General features: G+C 70.4%; 18 protein-coding genes and 1 tRNA gene. 10 read left to right on the plus strand and 9 right to left on the minus strand.

Annotated elements, in window-relative coordinates; genetic code table 11:
• Positions 1-115: 115 nt before the first annotated feature.
• Positions 116-1,027: a helix-turn-helix transcriptional regulator gene (locus ACY34K_RS21805; protein ID WP_462749571.1), complete on the minus strand. Its 912-nt coding sequence runs from the start codon at positions 1,025-1,027 to the stop codon at positions 116-118.
• A 321-nt stretch (positions 1,028-1,348) separates the two neighbouring features.
• On the opposite strand from ACY34K_RS21805, the gene ACY34K_RS21810 reads away from it, so the two are divergent.
• From ACY34K_RS21810 to ACY34K_RS21835, 6 genes are all read left to right on the plus strand, one after another.
• Entirely contained in the window at positions 1,349-1,741 is a 393-nt protein-coding gene (locus ACY34K_RS21810; protein ID WP_462749573.1) for a methylglyoxal synthase, read from the plus strand.
• A 74-nt stretch (positions 1,742-1,815) separates the two neighbouring features.
• The gene (gene galE / locus ACY34K_RS21815) at positions 1,816-2,802 is read left to right on the plus strand and encodes a UDP-glucose 4-epimerase GalE (RefSeq protein ID WP_462749576.1); all 987 of its coding nucleotides are present in this window, start codon (positions 1,816-1,818) and stop codon (positions 2,800-2,802) included.
• Between the two features lie 124 nt (positions 2,803-2,926).
• Positions 2,927-4,024 (plus strand): NADH:flavin oxidoreductase/NADH oxidase, encoded by a 1,098-nt coding sequence (locus tag ACY34K_RS21820; protein ID WP_462749578.1) that lies wholly within the window; start codon positions 2,927-2,929, stop codon positions 4,022-4,024.
• Positions 4,025-4,192: 168 nt separating this feature from the next.
• Positions 4,193-4,900 (plus strand): 3-oxoacyl-ACP reductase FabG, encoded by a 708-nt coding sequence (gene fabG / locus ACY34K_RS21825; protein ID WP_462749580.1) that lies wholly within the window; start codon positions 4,193-4,195, stop codon positions 4,898-4,900.
• A gap of 47 nt (positions 4,901-4,947) precedes the next feature.
• The gene (locus tag ACY34K_RS21830) at positions 4,948-5,652 is read left to right on the plus strand and encodes a type 1 glutamine amidotransferase domain-containing protein (protein ID WP_462749583.1); all 705 of its coding nucleotides are present in this window, start codon (positions 4,948-4,950) and stop codon (positions 5,650-5,652) included.
• A gap of 5 nt (positions 5,653-5,657) precedes the next feature.
• Entirely contained in the window at positions 5,658-6,770 is a 1,113-nt protein-coding gene (locus ACY34K_RS21835) for a competence/damage-inducible protein A (protein WP_462749585.1), read from the plus strand.
• 66 nt (positions 6,771-6,836) lie between these two features.
• On the opposite strand, the gene ACY34K_RS21840 is transcribed toward ACY34K_RS21835, so the two are convergent.
• The 4 genes from ACY34K_RS21840 to ACY34K_RS21855 all read right to left on the minus strand — a co-directional run bounded on the left by ACY34K_RS21840 (position 6,837) and on the right by ACY34K_RS21855 (position 9,459).
• On the minus strand, positions 6,837-7,097 hold the full coding sequence (locus ACY34K_RS21840) for a hypothetical protein (RefSeq protein WP_462749588.1): 261 nt from the start codon (positions 7,095-7,097) through the stop codon (positions 6,837-6,839).
• A gap of 319 nt (positions 7,098-7,416) precedes the next feature.
• Positions 7,417-8,685 carry an ATP-binding protein gene (locus ACY34K_RS21845; RefSeq protein WP_462749590.1) on the minus strand — a complete coding sequence of 423 codons (1,269 nt, stop codon included), beginning with the start codon at positions 8,683-8,685 and terminating at the stop codon, positions 7,417-7,419.
• Between the two features lie 212 nt (positions 8,686-8,897).
• A complete protein-coding gene (locus ACY34K_RS21850) occupies positions 8,898-9,068 on the minus strand; it encodes a hypothetical protein (RefSeq protein ID WP_462749592.1) in 171 nt (56 codons plus the stop codon).
• Positions 9,069-9,102: 34 nt separating this feature from the next.
• Positions 9,103-9,459: a PRC-barrel domain-containing protein gene (locus tag ACY34K_RS21855; protein WP_462749594.1), complete on the minus strand. Its 357-nt coding sequence runs from the start codon at positions 9,457-9,459 to the stop codon at positions 9,103-9,105.
• A 385-nt stretch (positions 9,460-9,844) separates the two neighbouring features.
• On the opposite strand from ACY34K_RS21855, the gene ACY34K_RS21860 reads away from it, so the two are divergent.
• Positions 9,845-10,363, plus strand: a complete 519-nt coding sequence (locus ACY34K_RS21860; protein ID WP_462749596.1) for a DUF5994 family protein — start codon at positions 9,845-9,847, stop codon at positions 10,361-10,363.
• 333 nt (positions 10,364-10,696) lie between these two features.
• Here the strand turns inward: ACY34K_RS21860 and ACY34K_RS21865 are convergent.
• Positions 10,697-10,770, minus strand: a tRNA-Gly gene (locus ACY34K_RS21865).
• A 549-nt stretch (positions 10,771-11,319) separates the two neighbouring features.
• Here ACY34K_RS21865 and dcd point away from each other — a divergent pair.
• Both dcd and ACY34K_RS21875 read left to right on the plus strand, forming a co-directional pair.
• Positions 11,320-11,895 carry a dCTP deaminase gene (dcd, locus tag ACY34K_RS21870; protein ID WP_462749598.1) on the plus strand — a complete coding sequence of 192 codons (576 nt, stop codon included), beginning with the start codon at positions 11,320-11,322 and terminating at the stop codon, positions 11,893-11,895.
• A 2-nt stretch (positions 11,896-11,897) separates the two neighbouring features.
• On the plus strand, positions 11,898-12,395 hold the full coding sequence (locus tag ACY34K_RS21875; RefSeq protein ID WP_462749600.1) for a phosphoribosyltransferase: 498 nt from the start codon (positions 11,898-11,900) through the stop codon (positions 12,393-12,395).
• Positions 12,396-12,482: 87 nt separating this feature from the next.
• Here ACY34K_RS21875 and ACY34K_RS21880 read toward each other — a convergent pair whose 3' ends face one another.
• The 3 genes from ACY34K_RS21880 to ACY34K_RS21890 all read right to left on the minus strand — a co-directional run bounded on the left by ACY34K_RS21880 (position 12,483) and on the right by ACY34K_RS21890 (position 16,695).
• Positions 12,483-13,409 carry a Yip1 family protein gene (locus ACY34K_RS21880; protein WP_462749602.1) on the minus strand — a complete coding sequence of 309 codons (927 nt, stop codon included), beginning with the start codon at positions 13,407-13,409 and terminating at the stop codon, positions 12,483-12,485.
• Between the two features lie 372 nt (positions 13,410-13,781).
• Positions 13,782-16,043, minus strand: a complete 2,262-nt coding sequence (locus ACY34K_RS21885) for a (Fe-S)-binding protein (RefSeq protein ID WP_462749604.1) — start codon at positions 16,041-16,043, stop codon at positions 13,782-13,784.
• A gap of 115 nt (positions 16,044-16,158) precedes the next feature.
• Positions 16,159-16,695 carry a sugar transferase gene (locus ACY34K_RS21890; RefSeq protein WP_462749606.1) on the minus strand — a complete coding sequence of 179 codons (537 nt, stop codon included), beginning with the start codon at positions 16,693-16,695 and terminating at the stop codon, positions 16,159-16,161.
• 222 nt (positions 16,696-16,917) lie between these two features.
• Here ACY34K_RS21890 and dnaK point away from each other — a divergent pair.
• On the plus strand, positions 16,918-18,114 hold a 1,197-nt coding region (gene dnaK, locus ACY34K_RS21895), incomplete at its 3' end, for a molecular chaperone DnaK (RefSeq protein WP_462749608.1).

Raw genomic sequence — 18,114 nt, forward strand, 5'->3', positions numbered from 1 at the left:
CGCGCCGGCGCCGAGCACCCTATGCGGCACCACTGACAAAGCGGGCCGACATGTTTGTGGCAGATCTGTGACAGGGTCGGGAACGATTTGGTACACACGCCGGTGATCAGGCGGATCAGTGCGTGTCCATATCGTCACGGGTGATGATGACCAAACGTGAACCCGGGCACTCGACCGGCAGGAAAACATGGCTCATCGCGCTGATCGGAGCACCGCCGAACAGCGGCAGACGCAGGGCGAAGCGATGTCCGGAACGGTGTTCCATGACATCGTGCCCCTCGGCCCATATCCGTCGGCAGTCGGCGTCCGTCGCGAGAATGTCGCGCGTGAGTGACCGGACCGGGGAATTCTCCGGGTCGCGATTGTTCGCAAGCCGAAGCATCGCCAGATAGGGGCGGGCGAATTCTTTTTCCCAGTCCACCAGCTGGGCGCGTGCCTCGGGTGCCAGGAGGGCCCACCGGAACAGATTCGCGCGCGGAGCGGTGGACCAGGGGAACCACTGGGCCATTGCCGAATTCGTCGCCACGATGTTCCACGCGCCGTCGGAGACGTAGGCGGGGTTCGGCGCCTGGTGCTCCAGGAGCCGCAGGACCTCCGGAGCGATCTCGGCCAGCTGCCGGGCGGGGTCCGCCGGCGGCTGGCGGCCCGTGGCGCCGAGGAACAGGGTGAGCTCTTCCGCCTCGCTGAGCCGCAGTACCTCGCTGACGCGGAGCAGAAAGGAGTCGGAGAAGTCCCGGCGCGTACCCCGCTCCAGCGAGCGGTACCAGCCTTCGCTCACCTCGACCAGCCGGGCGACTTCCGCCTGGGAAAGGCCGGTTGTGCCATTGCGTGCCGCATGGAGTCCGACGTCCTTGCGAACCACCCGCCCGCGCCAGGCGCGGAGCAGCCGGCCGATGGATCCTCCTTCGTCGACTTCTTCCGCGTCCAGCTGGAAGGAATCGCGGGATTCTTGCTCCGGCGTACAGGAATGATTTTTTATTGCGCTGAAAATTTTGGCCCCCGTTTCGCAGGCCGAGGGAAAGTGCAAGCCCCGCGGCCATCTCGTTATTGTAACAGAGTTGATCTTGGGAGCCCCGGGTTCGGCCGGTCGCCGGTAAGTGACGGTACTGGCAGTACCGGTACTGCAAGTGCCGGACGGTTTCAGGCATGGTGTGAACACCGCGGCGCCAAGGGGTGATTGACCTCCGGGGCGGCGGCGCAGCATTGCGCGTGATTTATCCGCAACTTATTTAAGCTGCAACTTATTGGAATACGGGGGAACGGGGACTTCATGAGAGGGCGGACGGCCGCGTGCGGCCATGCCGAGGACACTCCGACGGCCGGCGGGGCTCCGGACACGGTGGCGCTGGTGGCACACGACGCGAAGAAGGCGGATCTGCTGGAGTGGGCGGACCGGCACCAGGAGGCGCTGCGCGGCTGCCGGCTGGTCGCCACCCGCACCACCGGTGATCTGCTGGCGCGCCGGCTCGGCCTGCGGGCCGAACTGGTGGCGAGCGGGCCGATGGGCGGCGACCAGCAGATCGGCGCGATGATCGTCGAAGGGCGCATAGCCCTGCTGGTGTTCTTCACCGATCCACTCGGGACCCAGCCCCACGAAAGCGATGTGCGGGCACTGCACCGCCTCGCGGTCGTCCACGACGTGCCCCTCGCCTCGAACCCCGCGTCCGCCGACGTCCTGCTCGCCGACGCCTGCCTGCGGATGGCCGATCCGGCGCCGCCGGCCGAGGCCGACGCCGCGTGACACGAGCGGTCCGCGCAGGACACCCGGGACGTGCCGGACGCACGCACACGGAAACCAACGGGAAGGACGACACAGTGTCGTACTGGCTTGTAGCTGGTGGCGCCGGATTCATCGGCGGCCATGTGGTCAAGGCGATGCGGGACGCCGGCGAGCGGATCATCGTCGTGGACGACCTGTCGACGGGGTCGCGGAAGGCCGTGCCCGACGACGTGCCCCTCATCGTGGGCAGCGTCCTCGACGGTGAGTTGCTCGCCCGCGTCTTCCGCGACCACCCCGTCGAGGGGGTGGTCAACCTCGTGGCGCGCACCCAGGTCGGCGAGTCGGTGGAGCTTCCGCTGCTGCACTACCGCCAGAACGTCGAGGGCTTCCGCAGTCTGCTGACCGCCATGGAGGCCGCGAACGTACGGAAGCTGGTGTACTCCTCCAGCGCCTCCGTCTACGGCATGCCGGACGTGGAGCTGGTCACGGAGGACACCCCGTGCGACCCGCTGAGCCCCTACGGCGAGACCAAGCTGATCGGGGAGTGGCTGGCCCGGGCCGCGCACCGGGCCGGCAAGGTGGACTTCATCAACCTGCGGTACTTCAACGTCGCCGGGGCCGCCTCACCGAGCCTGGCCGACGAACGGGTCCTCAACCTGGTGCCCATGGTCTTCGAGCGGCTGACGGCCGGGGAAGCGCCCCGTATCTTCGGCGACGACTACGCGACCCCCGACGGCACCTGCGTGCGGGACTACATCCACGTCGCCGACATCGCCTCCGCACACCTGGCGGCCACCCGCTTCCTGCGCGAGCACGACGACGTCGGCCGCACCTTCAACGTGGGCCGCGGCGAGGGCCTGTCGGTGCGTGAGCTGATCTCCGTCATCCAGGACGTCACCGGTTACGACACCGCCCCGGCCGTCGTGGAACGGCGCCCGGGCGACCCGGCCAAGGTCGTCGCCGACGCCTCGCCGATCCAGCGGGAGCTCGGCTGGACCGCCCGCCACAGCGTCGTCGACATGGTCGCCTCCGCCTGGGAGGGCTGGTGCCTGCGCCACCCCGACGCCCGCCGGCCGCGATGAGCGCCGTACACGGTGACCGCCGGCCGCGATGAGCGCCGTACACGGTGGCTGCCGGCCGACCCCCCGCGCACCGCACGAAACACCAGAACGTATGCACCGCATTGAGCCGTACGACAGGACTTTCATGAGCAAGCTGTTCACCCCGCTGAAGCTGCGCGAACTGACCATCCCCAACCGCGCCTGGATGGCACCCATGTGCCAGTACCAGGCGGAGCCCACCGGCGAGCAGGCCGGTGTGGTCAACGACTGGCACCTCGGCCACCTGTTCTCCCGCGCGGCCGGCGGCACCGGCCTGATCCTCCTCGAAGCCACCGCCGTGGCACCCGAGGGACGCATCACCCCCGGCTGTCTGGGCCTGTGGAACGACACGCAGGCACGCGCCCTGACCCGGGTGACCCGTTTCCTCGACGACCACGGCGTGGTGCCGGCCATCCAGCTGGCGCACTCCGGCCGCAAGGGCTCGGCCGCCGCGCCGTGGCTCGGCGGCGGACCCGTTCCCCCGGAGGAGGGCGGCTGGGGCACCGTGGCGCCCAGCGCCGTCCCGTACGGCGACTTCCCCACCCCGCACGAGCTGACCGTGGACGAGATCCAGCGCCTGGTCGACGACTTCGCCCGGGCCGCCCGGCGCGCCCTGGACGCCGGCTTCAAGGTCGTCGAGGTGCACGGCGCCCACGGCTTCCTGATCAACTCCTTCCTCTCGCCGCACAGCAACCACCGCACCGACGCCTACGGCGGCAGCTTCGAGCGCCGGGCCCGCTTCGCCCTGGAGGTCGTCGACGCGGTCCGCGCGGTGTGGCCGGACGAACTGCCCGTCTTCTTCCGCACCTCGGCCACCGACTGGCTGTCGGCCGAGAACCCCGAGGACAACCGCCAGGGCTGGACCGGTGACGACACGGTGCGACTGGCCAAGGAGCTCCTGGCCCACGGCGTCGACCTGCTCGACGTCTCGTCCGGCGGCATCGCCCACGACGCCAGGATCGCCACCGGCCCCGGCTACCAGGTCCCCTACGCGGCGGCCGTCCGCGCCCAGACCGACATGCCCGTCGGCGCCGTCGGCCTGATCACCGAGGCCGGCCAGGCCGAGGAGATCCTCGCCTCCGGCCAGGCCGACGCCGTCCTGCTGGGCCGGGAGCTGCTGCGGGACCCGCACTGGCCGCACCGAGCCGCACGCCTGCTCGGCGACACGCCCCGCTGGCCCGACTCGTACGGCTACGCCGTCTGACGGGCACCCGGCCCGCGTCCGCCCGGTGGCCGGCCGTCCCGCCGGCCACCGGGCCCCCGGCACCGCCCCCGGCCCCACCCCAGTGGGTCCCGGCTCCCCGGCCCCGCCCCCGGGTGTGTCCGCGTCCGGGGCATCCCCCCACCCGACAACCGACAAGGGATCCAGCAAGTGAGTCGTTCCGTCCTGATCACCGGCGGCAACCGGGGCATCGGTCTGGCCATCGCCCGCGCCTTCGCGGCGGAGGGCGACAAGGTGGCCGTCACCTACCGCAGCAGCCCGCCGCCCGACGCCGGACTTCTGTGCCTGCCGTGCGACGTCACCAGCACCGACCAGGTGGACGCCGCCTTCACCGCCGCCGAGGCCGCCCACGGGCCGGTGGAGGTCCTCGTCGCCAACGCCGGGATCACCCAGGACACGCTGCTGCCGCTGATGAGCGACGAGGCGTTCGCATCCGTCATCGACACGAACCTCGGCGGAGCGTTCCGGGTGGCCCGCCGCGCCTCACGGCAGATGCTGCGCGCCCGCCGCGGACGGATCGTCTTCATCTCCTCCGTCGTCGGCGCCACCGGCGGCGCGGGCCAGGCGAACTACGCCGCGTCCAAGGCCGGTCTGGTGGGCCTCGCCCGGTCCGTCGCGCGAGAACTCGGCCCGCGCGGCATCACCGCCAACGTCGTCGCCCCCGGTCTCGTCACCTCCGACATGACCGCAGCCCTCTCCGAGGAGCGGCACGCCGCGATCGTCGCCCGTACCCCCAGCGGACGCGCCACGGAACCGGACGAGATCGCGAGGACGGTCGTCCATCTCGCGAGTGAGGCGGCCGCGACCGTCAACGGCGCGGTGCTCACGATCGACGGCGGGCTCAGCGCGGGCGTCTGACCCCGGCCGGACCCGTCGATCCCATCCCGCTCCAGGAACACCCCCGCATGCCCTCCCGCAGCACCATCCTCTTCGCCCTCACCAGCCACGGCCGCCTGGGCAACACCGCCCGGCCCACCGGCTATCACGTCCACGACCTGGCCCACGCCGCCGCCGTCTTCCGCGACGCCGGCCACCACATGGACTTCCTCTCGGTCCGCGGCGGCGACGCCCCCCGGGAGAAGGGCGTCAACCTCGCCGACCCCGTCGTCGCCGCGTTTCTCCGGGACGCCCGGACCACCGAGCGCCTGCGTACCACCCTCGCGCCGGACGGCATACGGCCCGAGGAGTACGCGGCCGTCTACTTCGCCGGCGGACACGGCGCGATGTGGGACTTCCCCCACGACGCGGCGCTGGCCCGCCTGACCCGCGCCGTGTACGAGAGCGGCGGCATCGTCGCCGCCGTGTGCCACGGAGCGGCGGCACTGGTCAACGTGAGGCTCGGCGACGGAAGCCGTCTCGTCGCGGGGAAACGGGTGGCGTGCTTCACCGACGCCGAGGAGGCGTCCATCGGCCTCGACGAAGTGGTGCCGTTCGCCCTGGAGAGCACCCTCGCCAGGCGCGGCGCGATCCTCTCCACCGCGCCGGACTTCCAGGAACACGCCGTGCTGGACCGGCGACTGGCGACGGGTCAGAACCCGGCCTCCGCCACCGCCGTCGCCCGGCTGGTCACGGCCGCTCTGCGCGACCGAGCCCGCCCCCTCGAAAGGTGAACCCCATGCCCGAACCCCTGAAGCCCGCCCCCCGCACCGCCTGCGTGATCACCGTGGGGGACGAACTCCTCCGCGGCGAGATCACCGACACCAACGGCACCGAGGCCAGCCGCACACTCACCGCGTACGGCATCTCCACCCACTCCCGGCACACCGTCGCCGACGACGAGGGCGCCATCAGCGACGCCGTCACCCACGGGCTCGACCAGGCGGTGGTCGTCATCGTCATCGGCGGCCTGGGCCCCACCTCGGACGACGTCACCCGGTTCGCGGTCGCCGATGCGCTCGGACTCGGCATCGAAGAGCGCCAGGAGGCATGGGAAGCGGTGTGCCGCAGGCTGGAGGGGCTGCGGATCGAGATCCACCCCGACAACCGCAGGCAGGCCCAGTTCCCCGAGGGCAGCGTGCTGCTGCCCAACCCCAACGGCACCGCCTGGGGTGCCCGGGTGACCGTCGGCGGCCGCCATGTCGTCCTGCTCCCGGGCCCGCCCAAGGAATGCCTGCCGATGCTCACCGCGGCACTGGACGGCCTCGGCGCGACCCCCGTCACTTCCACCGGCCTCCGCTGGCGCACCATGGGCCTGCCCGAACCCGAGGTCGCGGCCCGTGTCGACGCCGCCCTGACCGCCGCGCCCGGTCCCCGTGCCACGGCGGGCTACTGCTGGCGCTACCCCTATGTCGACGTCACCCTGCACGCCGGCGACCGGCGGACCGACACCCTGACGGCCCTCATGGCCGACGCCCTGTCCGGCCACGTCGTCAGCCGCGACGGCAGGAGCGCCCGGGAGCACCTGGCCGACATCGTGCCCAGGATCGGCCTGACGATCGACGACGACCTCTCCCACGGCACCTTCCGGAAGTGGCTCGACGGCCTCGCACCGAACGGCGACGGCCGTGTCGGCGTCACCGTCACCTCCACCGGCACCTGGCACACCGGCTCCCCGACGGACCACCGCGGCTACGTCGCCATGCACAGCCGCGTGACGATCGGCGAGGCCACCCACACCTACGCGCTCGAAGAACCCAACCTCGGCCCCGAGGTCCTCGACGGCGCCGCCGAATTCATCGCCTGGTCCGTACTTCGTGCCCTGGAGGCCGAACTGGGCACGGGGGAGTAGCCCCTCGAACCCCGTGGGCCCGCACCCCGGGCAGCGGCGCGTCGCCGGCCCGCTCCCCTCACGGCCTCACGTCTCGTCCTCCTGCGGACGGTCCTCCTCCGACGACCGGCTCGACGCCAGCCACGACCGCGCCGGTCCTGCCGGGTGCGCGGTGTCCACCGTCAGGTGAAGACGGGTGCCGCTGTGGCCGGTGGGGTAGCTGCGCTGCTCGCTGGAGGCGAAGCAGCGGCGCAGTACCTCCGCGACCATCCGGGCCACCTCGGGAGTCGCCGCCACGATCCGCACTTCGGCGCGGTCGGCCGGCGGCAGTGGCTGTTCGCCCTGCATCGTGAACCTCCTTGCGTACGCACGGGCGGCCCCGGGCCCTGCCACCGCCGTCCGCCCCGGTGCCGGAGCGGGCCGCCCCACACCCGCCCAGTGTGCCCGGCAACCGTGGGAGAGGCCGACCGGAACACGGTGGTGGCGGATCTTCGTTCCCGCGACGGCATCCGGGACGGAGCCCGGTGGCCGCGGCCCCGGGACCCGCTCGTGGGTGCCAGGGCGACGCCCGCCGCCGCGCGCCGCGACGGCGGGCGTCCGGCCCGGCGACGTCACGCGGCGGCTACGGGCCGGCGGACCGGCCGCCGATCCCCCCGGGGCAGACGCGTCAGAGTCGGGCGAACCTGTTGCTCTGCTCCGCGAACTCCTGGGCCATGGAGCTGCTGACCGTGGGCCGGGTCTCGCGGATCGTGTGCAGATAGTCGTCAGTGGTGGGCCGGGTCCGGGTTCCGGTGTCGTAGGTGCGCTCGAACTGGGCCTGCGAGACGGTGCGTGCGACGTGGGCGATGTCCGCGGGCGTGAACCCCTCACTGACGGACGCGAGTGCCGCACTGTCGGCCTCCGCACCCGCCCGTGCCAGGTAGCTCTCCCACAGTGCGGTCCTGGCCGTGCCGTCGGGCGGGCCGATCGGCAGTACGTAGTCGAAGCGGCCGTGCCGCAGGAAGGCCGGGTCCAGCGCGGTGACGCTGTTGGTGGCGCAGACCAGAAGCCGGCCTTCCTGGCGCCTGAACCGGACGATCGCCTTGAGCAGTTCGTTGACGATGCCGACCGCGGTCGCGTCCGCTCCGCTTCGCGCGCCGGCGACTTCCTCGACCTCGTCGATGAAGACCAGGACGTGGTCGAGCCGGGCGATCTCGTCGAAGCGCCGGTTCAGGCCGGCCGCCAGCCCGTATTCGGCGGCGAGGCGCGCGGGGAACAGTTCGAGGAAGGGCCATTTCAGGCGGCTGGCGATCGCGTTGGCGAAGGTGCTCTTGCCCGTTCCGGGCGGACCGAACAGCATGACCGCTCGCGGCGGCTCCACGCCGTGCTGAGCGGCCATTTCGGGTCGGGCCAGCGGCAGGACCAGACGTCGCTCGATGAGCTCCTTCTCCCGTGCCATGCCCGCGACCTTCCGCCACAGTCCGCCGGGCGGCAGCTCCGCCCCGAGCGAGGACAGCATGCCGCTCGCCCGGGGAGTCACCGGCCCGCGCTTCTCGAAGAAGACCAGGCCCGACCGGGCCACGAAGTCGCAGTTGCGCAGCGCGACGGCCCCGGTCTCCCCCTCGGGCAGGACCGCGTGGACCACGCGGACCCCGTCACCGAAGAGCCGGTGCTCGAGCGCCGTGATCAGGGCGCTGCCCAGCCCCTTGTGCCGCCAGGCGGAAGCCATGCAGATGCGCAGGATCCAGGCCTCGTCGCCCTCCACCCTGCTCACCGCGGCCCCGACCACCACGGTGTCCGCCACGGCCACGACGGCCGGATGAGCGGTTTGGAGGGCCGTCACTGCGTCGGAGAGCCGGAAGAGCGGAGGCTTCCCGGTCGTGCCGCTCTCCGCGTCGACGTGAAGCACCGCTTCGAGGTCGTCCTCGGAGTAGTCCCTGATAAGCCAACCCGTCATGATCAGCTCCGCGCGCTCGACCGTACCTCCATCATCAGCCGCATCTCCCGGCGCGACGACCGGACCGTGGAGGCCCGGCCTGCGCGCCACCGGTCGGCCCCTCGCCCTGCCTGCGGCCGGCTCACTCCAGGACGGGGCGGTCGTCGGCGGCGGCCGCCCGCCCCTCGACCAGGAGCACCGTCACGCGTGTCCCCGGGAGGGCACCCCTCCGGTCACCGGATGGGGCGTCGGCGCGAGCGCCGGGACCATCGCATCGTCACGAACGCCATATCGGCGACGAACAGAACGATGCCGATGACCAGGAGATAGACCAGGCCCTCCGCCACCGCGCCGATGAGGCCCAGGACGACCGCCACGAGCAGGACGAACCAGAAGATCGCCATGCGGAACACCTTCTCTGCCGTGGTGCCCGGGCGGTCAGCGGCGCGCGAGCTGCCGTTCGCCGTTGGCGCCGGGCCGGTAGGTCATGCCGTAGTGCTTGAAGATCGCTTCTTCGTCGCCGGCGGGCAGGACCTCGTCCGTGCCGATGGACGGCCCCTTCTTCACCAGGCCCCTGGAGTGTGCGATCTTGACGTAGTCCGGTCCGAGGACCGCCTCGTCAAGGGGGACGAAAACCAGGCGTTGCCGCGTGGGCAGCCCGGTGCGGACGGTCGCCATGGCCGGTTCATCGGTGGTGGTGTCCACGTAGATCGCCTCCAGCGAGCCGATCTTGCGCCCCTTCGGGTCGACGACCTTCTGGTCGCGCCACTCGCGGACATCGGCTGAACGGATCATGCCGCGCTCCCTGCCGTCGCGCCGATCGTGCGCAACGGCCCCGGCATATACATACCGAGGCCGCCCTTCCGGGTCGCTGCACGTGAGAGTGCACCGGCCCACTTGTCATAGTATGCCCGGAATGGCGATTCGGTATATAAGCATCCGTGCGTCACGGGAGGTTTTTCGCCGTCGGAGCGCCGCGGCGGCGCACCCGCCGAGGGCGGCTGTGGCAGCCATCAGCCGGGCGCCGGCAAGCGCACCGGTGTCCGGCGGGATCACCAGCAGGTCCCAGAGCCGGGGACCCGCGCGCGGGGCGAGCCCCGCGTGGGCACGCGGAGTACGGTGAAAGCAGCCACAGGCGAGCAACGAGCGCACGCCTGATCCCGCAGGCGGGTGAGCACCCATGGTCGACGCCGACACTCCGCGTGAAGCGAAGCTTCTCCCGGACGCGATTCACCGCGCCGTGGCACCCGGAACCGCTCTCCTGCGGCTGGAGACGACGCAAGCCCGCGAAGGAAATCTCGACGGCGCATGGTGGCCGCGCTCCCGCGACATCGGCGCCGAGCTGCCCAGCCTGATCACCGCGCTGACCGAGCACCTCGGACCCGTCGACCGCGTCGGCCTGGACGCCGACGCCTGGGAAGAACTGCCGACACGGCTGACCATCGGCGACCGCGTCGTGCACATCGACTCCTTCCCGATCGGTGACGACACCGTCCTCATCACCCGGGGCGACCGGGACCACTTCTCCCTACTGGTGGTCCCGCCGAACACGACTCAGGACATGGCACGTGCGGCGATGGCCCGGGCCGTCAGCCCCGGCAGCACCACGGCCCACCAGATCCTCATCGACACCGGCACCGGCCGCCCGATCGCCGGGGAAGGCCGGCAGACGGGAAGCGAACACCCCGCTACCGGGTGATGCGACGGCCGGGCCCGGCGGCGCGCCCTGTGGCCGGCCACCCGGTCGCCGGCCGCCGTGGCGGCAGGCTCACGCCTCACGGAAGGCACCCGCCCACGGACTGACGCCCGCTCAACAGCCCGCCGAACGGCCCACGCCACTCCGGCGCGGCGCAGCGAAGCACCGCCTCGCCCGATGCCCGGCCCGCCCGCCGGGGCCCGCCGGAGGTCACCTGCCCCGCTCGCGCGGAAGGCGTCGTCCGCCGTCGTAACGCCGGGGCGGACGGGGGCCGCTGACCCCTGACCCGGTCCGGACAACGACAAAGCCCCGGGCCGGTGGCCTGGGGCTTCACTTTGGAGCGGGTGACGGGAATCGAACCCGCGCTCTGAGCTTGGGAAGCTCATGTTCTACCATTAAACTACACCCGCGCGGCGGACCGAGGACCCGGAGATCCGGTACCGCATCGTCGCTCACTGTACCCCATCGCAGGCCCCCGGTGTATGACGCCGCGGGGTCTTCGTGCTGTTGCGGGAGGTGCGCCGCGCGCGGTGGGGTGCTTCGGGTGCGGGGAGGGCGGCGGGGGTGGATCCCTCTGCGGGGCGCGGGAGTTGAGGCGTACGGTAGAGGCGCGGAGTGCCGCCTGGAGTGGCGTCCTGTTCATCCCCTAATGTGGCTTTCTCGTCCAGGCTTTGTTGGGGAAGGGACTTGATGGACTCCATGGAGCGCACCGTCGTCCGCTGTGCCGAGGGGCACGTGTTCAGTACCGCTTCGTTCCCGATGCAGCAGCTCGGCGCCGGCCGGATCGGGCCCGGGCGGCTCATTCGGTGTCCGCGGTGCGCGCGGCTGCGGCATGCCGTGCCCGTCGAGCTCGAGCGGCGCTGAGCGGCGACGACGAGCAGCGTCGGCTGATCTTGGTGGGAGGCGCGCGGGAGCCGTCCGATTGGGGCGGGCCCGCGCGCCTTGCGTATCCTCAGGACGTGCTTCTCTCAGACATGGACATCCGGACCGAGATCGACGCGGGACGGGTGCGTATCGACCCGTTCGACGATTCGATGGTGCAGCCCTCGAGCATCGACGTGCGGCTCGACCGCTACTTCCGGGTGTTCGAGAACCACCGCTACCCCCACATCGACCCCGCCACCGAGCAGGCCGACCTGACCCGGCTGGTCGAGCCGGAGGGGGACGAGGCGTTCATCCTGCACCCCGGTGAGTTCGTGCTCGCGTCGACGTACGAGGTCATCACGCTGCCGGACGACATCGCCTCCCGGCTGGAGGGCAAGTCCAGCCTCGGGCGGCTGGGGCTGGTGACGCACTCGACGGCCGGGTTCATCGACCCCGGGTTCTCCGGGCACGTCACCCTGGAGCTGTCGAACCTCGCCACGCTGCCGATCAAGCTGTGGCCGGGGATGAAGATCGGCCAGCTGTGCATGTTCCGGCTCAGCTCTCCCGCCGAGCACCCGTACGGCTCCGAGAAGTACGGCTCCCGATATCAGGGGCAGCGCGGGCCGACGGCCTCGCGGTCCTTCCAGAACTTCCATCGGACGCAGGTGTGAGCATGAGTGACGTACGGGAGAACCTGACCTACGAGAAGTTCGGCACCGCGATCCGCGAGCTGGCGCAGACCATCGCCGACGACGGGTACGAGCCCGACATCGTGCTCTCCATCGCCCGCGGCGGTGTCTTCGTCGCCGGCGGCCTGGCGTACGCGCTGGACTGCAAGAACATCCACCTCGTGAACGTGGAGTTCTACACGGGCGTGGGCACCACCCTGGAGATGCCGGTCATGCTGGCGCCGGTCCCCAACGCGATCGACTTCTCCGACAAGAAGGTCCTGATCGCCGACGACGTCGCCGACACCGGCAAGACCCTCAAGCTGGTCCACGACTTCTGCGTCGACCACGTCGCCGAGGTCCGCAGCGCGGTCATCTACGAGAAGTCGCACTCCCTCGTGAAGTGCGAGTACGTGTGGAAAAAGACCGACGAGTGGATCAACTTCCCGTGGAGTGTCGAGCCGCCCGTCGTGAAGCGCGAGGGCCAGGTCCTCGACGCGTGAGAGCGTGAGAAGTCATGACGAAGGCCCCCACCGTCCGGCGGTGGGGGCCTTCGTCGTACGCGCGCCGTATGCCGCGCCGCCGGCGCGTTACAGCATGCCCAGCTTGAGCAGCGACAGCAGCGCGACCAGCTGGATCGCCGACGCGCCCAGTGCCTTGGGCCACGGCAGGTCGTGCGACTTGCTCACCATCGAGGTGAACAGCGCGCCGGCCGCCAGCCAGGACAGCCAGCCGACGATCTGGACCAGGCCGTTGTCGCCGCCGAGGAAGAGCGCGAAGAGCAGGCGCGGGGCGTCCGTCATCGACATGATCAGCATGGACAGGCCTACGGTCGGCTGCCACGCGCCGTCGCCGCCGAGCTGGCGCGCCAGGGTGTGCGTCACCGCGCCCAGGATCAGGCCACCGACCACGAAGATCACGCCCGTCACCAGGACGTACGGTATGGCCGTGGAGATGGTGGCGTTGATCGCCTCTTCGCGGGCCTGGTCGAAGCCGAACAGCGCCAGCAGGCCGTAGAGGAAGGTGACGGTCAGCGCGGGCACCCAGACGGCGTGGTCGCGCATCTGCCAGAACGTCGGGCCGGGTCGCATCACGATGCCGCTGAGGAGCTGCTTCCAGGGCAGGCGCGGGCCGGACGGGGCGGGGGCGGCACCGGCATGGTACGTGGCGCCGTCGCCGTACGCCTCGTCGTTGATGCTGAACGCCCGGGTGTGGCCCGGGTTGTTCGCCGCGTAGGGATCGTGCGGGGCGTGCGGGCCCTGGGGGCCGCCGTAGGCCCCGTGGGGCGCGCCGTGAGGCGTGTGCGGCCTCTGTTGCGGCCGGCCCGGCTGCTGCTGCGGGTAGGGGTCGCCGAAGTACTCCGGCTCCCCGTACGGCTGCTGCGCCTGGGGCCATTGCTGCTGGCCCTGCCCGGCGTACGGCGGCGGTGGTGCCGTGCCGCCGTACGGCGCCTGCTGCTGCGGGTGTTGTTGCGGGGTGCGGTTGTCCCGGCCGCGTCCGATCCTGAATCCAGCCACATCACCGAACGTACCCGGTCCGGCTGTGCCCGGCGTCCGGGCCCCGGGAATAAGGGGCCTTTGCTGCGGACCTGTGACATCCCCTAAGGGTCGGGCTTGTGGGTATGTGGGTGATCTGCGGCACCGTCCGACGGCTCGCAGGGGTTCGCCCGCCGTGGCCGTGGCCGTGGCCGTGGCCGTGGCCGTGGCCGTCGCCGTCGTCGGTCGCCGGTCGCCGGTCGCCCGTCCCCCGTCGAACCGTCGCCCCTCGCCCGGCGCGTCGACGCCGACCGCCCGCCGCTCGCCCGCGCGGAAACGCCGGACGGCCGGTCCTGCCCCCGAGGCAGATCCGGCCGTCCGGCGTTCAGGCGTCCGTGAGGACGACCAGGGGGACTACTTCACCGGCTCCGGCTCCGCGTCCTCCGACTCCTCGGGAGCCTCCTCCGCCGGCGTCTTGACGGAGTCCAGCAGCAGCTGGGCCACGTCGACGACCTGGAGGGACTCCTTCGCCTTGCCGTCGTTCTTCTTGCCGTTCACCGAGTCGGTGAGCATGACCAGGCAGAACGGGCAGGCGGTCGACACGATGTCGGGGTTGAGGGAGAGGGCCTCGTCGACGCGCTCGGTGTTGATGCGCTTGCCGATCCGCTCCTCCATCCACATCCGCGCACCACCGGCGCCGCAGCAGAAGCCGCGCTCCTTGTGGCGGTGCATCTCCTGCTGGCGCAGGCCCGGGACCTTGTCCATGATCTCGCGCGGCGGCGTGTAGACCTTGTTGTGACGGCCCAGGTAGCACGGGTCGTGGTACGTGATCAGGCCCTCGACCGGGGTCACCGGGATCAGCTTGCCCTCGTCGATGAGGTGCTGGAGCAGCTGCGTGTGGTGGATGACCTCGAACTCGCCGCCGAGCTGCGGGTACTCGTTGGCGATGGTGTTGAAGCAGTGCGGGCAGGTCGCGACGATCTTCTTCGCGGACTTCGGCTTCTTCGTCGACTCGTCCTCGTCGTCCTCGCCGAAGGCCATGTTCAGCATCGCGACGTTCTCCTGGCCGAGCTGCTGGAACAGCGGCTCGTTGCCGAGACGGCGCGGGGAGTCACCGGTGCACTTCTCCTCGCCGCCCATGATCGCGAACTTGACGCCCGCGATGTGCAGCAGCTCGGCGAAGGCCTTGGTGGTCTTCTTGGCGCGGTCCTCCAGGGCGCCGGCGCAGCCGACCCAGTACAGGTAGTCGACCTCGGTGAGGTCCTCGACGTCCTTGCCGACGATCGGGACCTCGAAGTCGACCTCCTTGGTCCACTCGACGCGCTGCTTCTTCGCCAGGCCCCAGGGGTTGCCCTTCTTCTCCAGGTTCTTGAGCATCGTGCCCGCCTCGGACGGGAACGCGGACTCGATCATCACCTGGTAGCGGCGCATGTCGACGATGTGGTCGACGTGCTCGATGTCGACCGGGCACTGCTCGACGCAGGCGCCGCAGGTGGTGCAGGACCACAGGACGTCCGGGTCGATGACGCCGTTCTCCTCGACGGTGCCGATCAGCGGGCGCTCCGCCTCGGCGAGCGCCGCGGCGGGCACTCCGGCGAGCTGCTCCTCGGAGGCCTTCTCGTCGCCCTCCATGGTCTTGCCGCCGCCGGCCAGCAGGTACGGGGCCTTGGCGTGCGCGTGGTCGCGCAGCGACATGATCAGGAGCTTGGGGGAGAGCGGCTTGCCGGTGTTCCAGGCGGGGCACTGCGACTGGCAGCGGCCGCACTCGGTGCAGGTGGAGAAGTCGAGGATGCCCTTCCAGGAGAACTGCTCGACCTGGGAGACACCGAAGACGGTGTCCTCGGCCGGGTCCTCCCAGTCGATCTCCTTGCCGCCCGAGGTCATCGGCTGGAGCGCGCCGAGCGCCGTGGCGCCGTCCGCGTTCCGCTTGAACCAGATGTTCGGGAAGCCGAGGAAGCGGTGCCAGGCGACACCCATGTTGGTGTTGAGCGCGACGGTGATCATCCAGATCAGCGAGACGCTGATCTTCACCATGGCGGTGAAGTAGAGCAGGTTCTGCAGCGTGCCGAGGGACAGCCCCTCGAAGGCCAGGACCAGCGGGTACGAGGCGAAGTACGCGGCCTCGTAGGAGTCCACGTGGTGGATGGCGCCTTCCAGGCCGCGCAGCACGTAGATGGCGAGACCGATGGTGAGGATGACGTACTCGACGAAGTACGCCTGCCAGGCCTTCGAGCCGGCGAAGCGCGACTTGCGGCCGGCCCTGGACGGCAGGCTGAGCAGCCGGATCGCGATCAGGGCGAGGATGCCGAGGATCGTCATCACGCCGATGAACTCGATGTAGAGCTCGAACGGCAGGAAGCCGCCGATGACCGGCAGCGTCCAGTCGGCCTGGAAGAGCTGGCCGTACGCCTGCGCCAGGGTCGGCGGCAGGGTCAGGAAGCCGATCGCCACGAACCAGTGGGCGAAGCCGACGATCCCCCAGCGGTTCATCCGGGTGTGACCGAGGAACTCGCGGACCAGGGTGACCGTGCGGGCCCGCCAGTTGTCCGTGCGGCTGCCCGCGGGCACGGGCTGGCCGAGCTTCACGAATCGGTAGATCTGGGAGATGGCTCGGGCGAAGAGAGCAACGCCGACCACGGTCAGGGTCAGCGACACAATGATCGCGGCGAGTTGCATGGGGGCTCCTCGGGCCTGCGAGGTGGGAGATTCAGCACTACCAGTGTCACTGCTCAGTGGACTGCCAAGGCACTACTAAGCGGTAACTTATTCAGTTCGTGCTGAGCGTACCCACTTAATCCGCCGCACTGTAGCCGCGCGCGCGGTGATCTGCGTCGCTCAGGTGAGCCTGACCGCGCGGCGCCGGCAGCGTCAGTGGGGTGCGCAGCAGAAGCGCCAGATCCAGCCGCGTACCCCGGTGCTCCACATAGTGCTGGTCGAGCAGCAGCGGCTCGTCCCACGGCAGCGGGGAGCGGCGTCTGACCTGGGCGAGCCCGGTGATTCCCGGGGGGACCTTACGGCGCCAGGGCGCGTCGGCGCCGGGCCGGCCGGGTGCCAGCGGCTCGGGCCCGACGAGCGACATCTCCCCCCGCAGGACGTGGGGCAGTCGTGACAGCTGGTCGAGCCGGAAGCGGCGCGTGCGCAGATGGCGCAGCGTGAACGGACGGCCGTCCAGGCCGATCACCGTCTCCCGTGCCCACGCCCCGCCGGGCGGGCGCCGCAGCGCCGCGGCCGCCCAGGCCACCGCGATCAGCGGGGAGACCAGGACCAGCAGGGCCGAGCCGAGGATCAGGTCCAGGATGCGTTTGGGCTGCAGCTGCACGACCACCACGCCTACCACCACACCTTTTGTTGCTTTTGCAGAACGATCGCATGGTGAGAGGGGAACTGGGTGGTGTGTACTGGTCTGCGGCGGGTCGTGCCGGAGCGCCGCGGTGCATTGCGTATAAGAGCCGGATAAAACTTGAGTGGCCCAGACTCAGGTCTGTTGACGCGGGAGGACCGGTCATGCATCCTTGAGCCTGTTCCACTCAAGTCAGCTGGAGGAATTGAAATGGCACGTGCGGTCGGCATCGACCTGGGCACGACTAACTCCGTCGTCAGCGTTCTGGAAGGCGGCGAGCCCACCGTCATCACCAACGCCGAGGGCGCCAGGACCACGCCGTCCGTCGTCGCCTTCGCCAAGAACGGTGAGGTGCTCGTCGGCGAGGTCGCCAAGCGCCAGGCGGTCACCAACGTCGACAGGACCATCCGGTCGGTCAAGCGCCACATGGGCACCGACTGGAAGATCGACATCGACGGCAAGAGCTTCAACCCGCAGCAGATGAGCGCCTTCATCCTGCAGAAGCTGAAGCGTGACGCCGAGGCCTACCTGGGTGAGAAGGTCGTCGACGCGGTCATCACCGTCCCGGCGTACTTCAACGACTCCGAGCGCCAGGCCACCAAGGAGGCCGGCGAGATCGCGGGCCTGAACGTCCTGCGCATCGTCAACGAGCCGACGGCCGCCGCTCTCGCCTACGGGCTGGAGAAGGACGACCAGACCATCCTCGTCTTCGACCTCGGTGGCGGCACGTTCGACGTCTCGCTGCTGGAGATTGGCGACGGCGTCGTCGAGGTGAAGGCCACCAACGGTGACAACCACCTCGGTGGTGACGACTGGGACCAGCGCGTCGTCGACTACCTGGTGAAGCAGTTCGCCAACGGTCACGGCGTGGACCTGTCCAAGGACAAGATGGCCCTCCAGCGTCTGCGCGAGGCCGCGGAGAAGGCGAAGATCGAGCTGTCGTCGTCCACCGAGACGACGATCAACCTGCCCTACATCACCGCCTCCGCCGAGGGCCCGCTGCACCTGGACGAGAAGCTCACCCGGGCGCAGTTCCAGCAGCTGACCGCCGACCTGCTCGAGCGCTGCAAGACCCCGTTCCACAACGTCATCAAGGACGCGGGCATCCAGCTCTCCGAGATCGACCACGTCGTTCTCGTCGGTGGTTCCACCCGTATGCCCGCCGTCGCCGAGCTCGTCAAGGAGCTGACCGGCGGCAAGGAGGCCAACAAGGGTGTGAACCCGGACGAGGTCGTCGCCATCGGCGCCTCGCTCCAGGCCGGTGTCCTCAAGGGTGAGGTCAAGGACGTCCTGCTCCTCGACGTGACCCCGCTGTCCCTCGGCATCGAGACCAAGGGCGGCATCATGACCAAGCTGATCGAGCGCAACACCACGATCCCGACCAAGCGGTCCGAGATCTTCACCACG

The organism is Streptomyces sp. STAM6 (genome assembly GCF_054963715.1).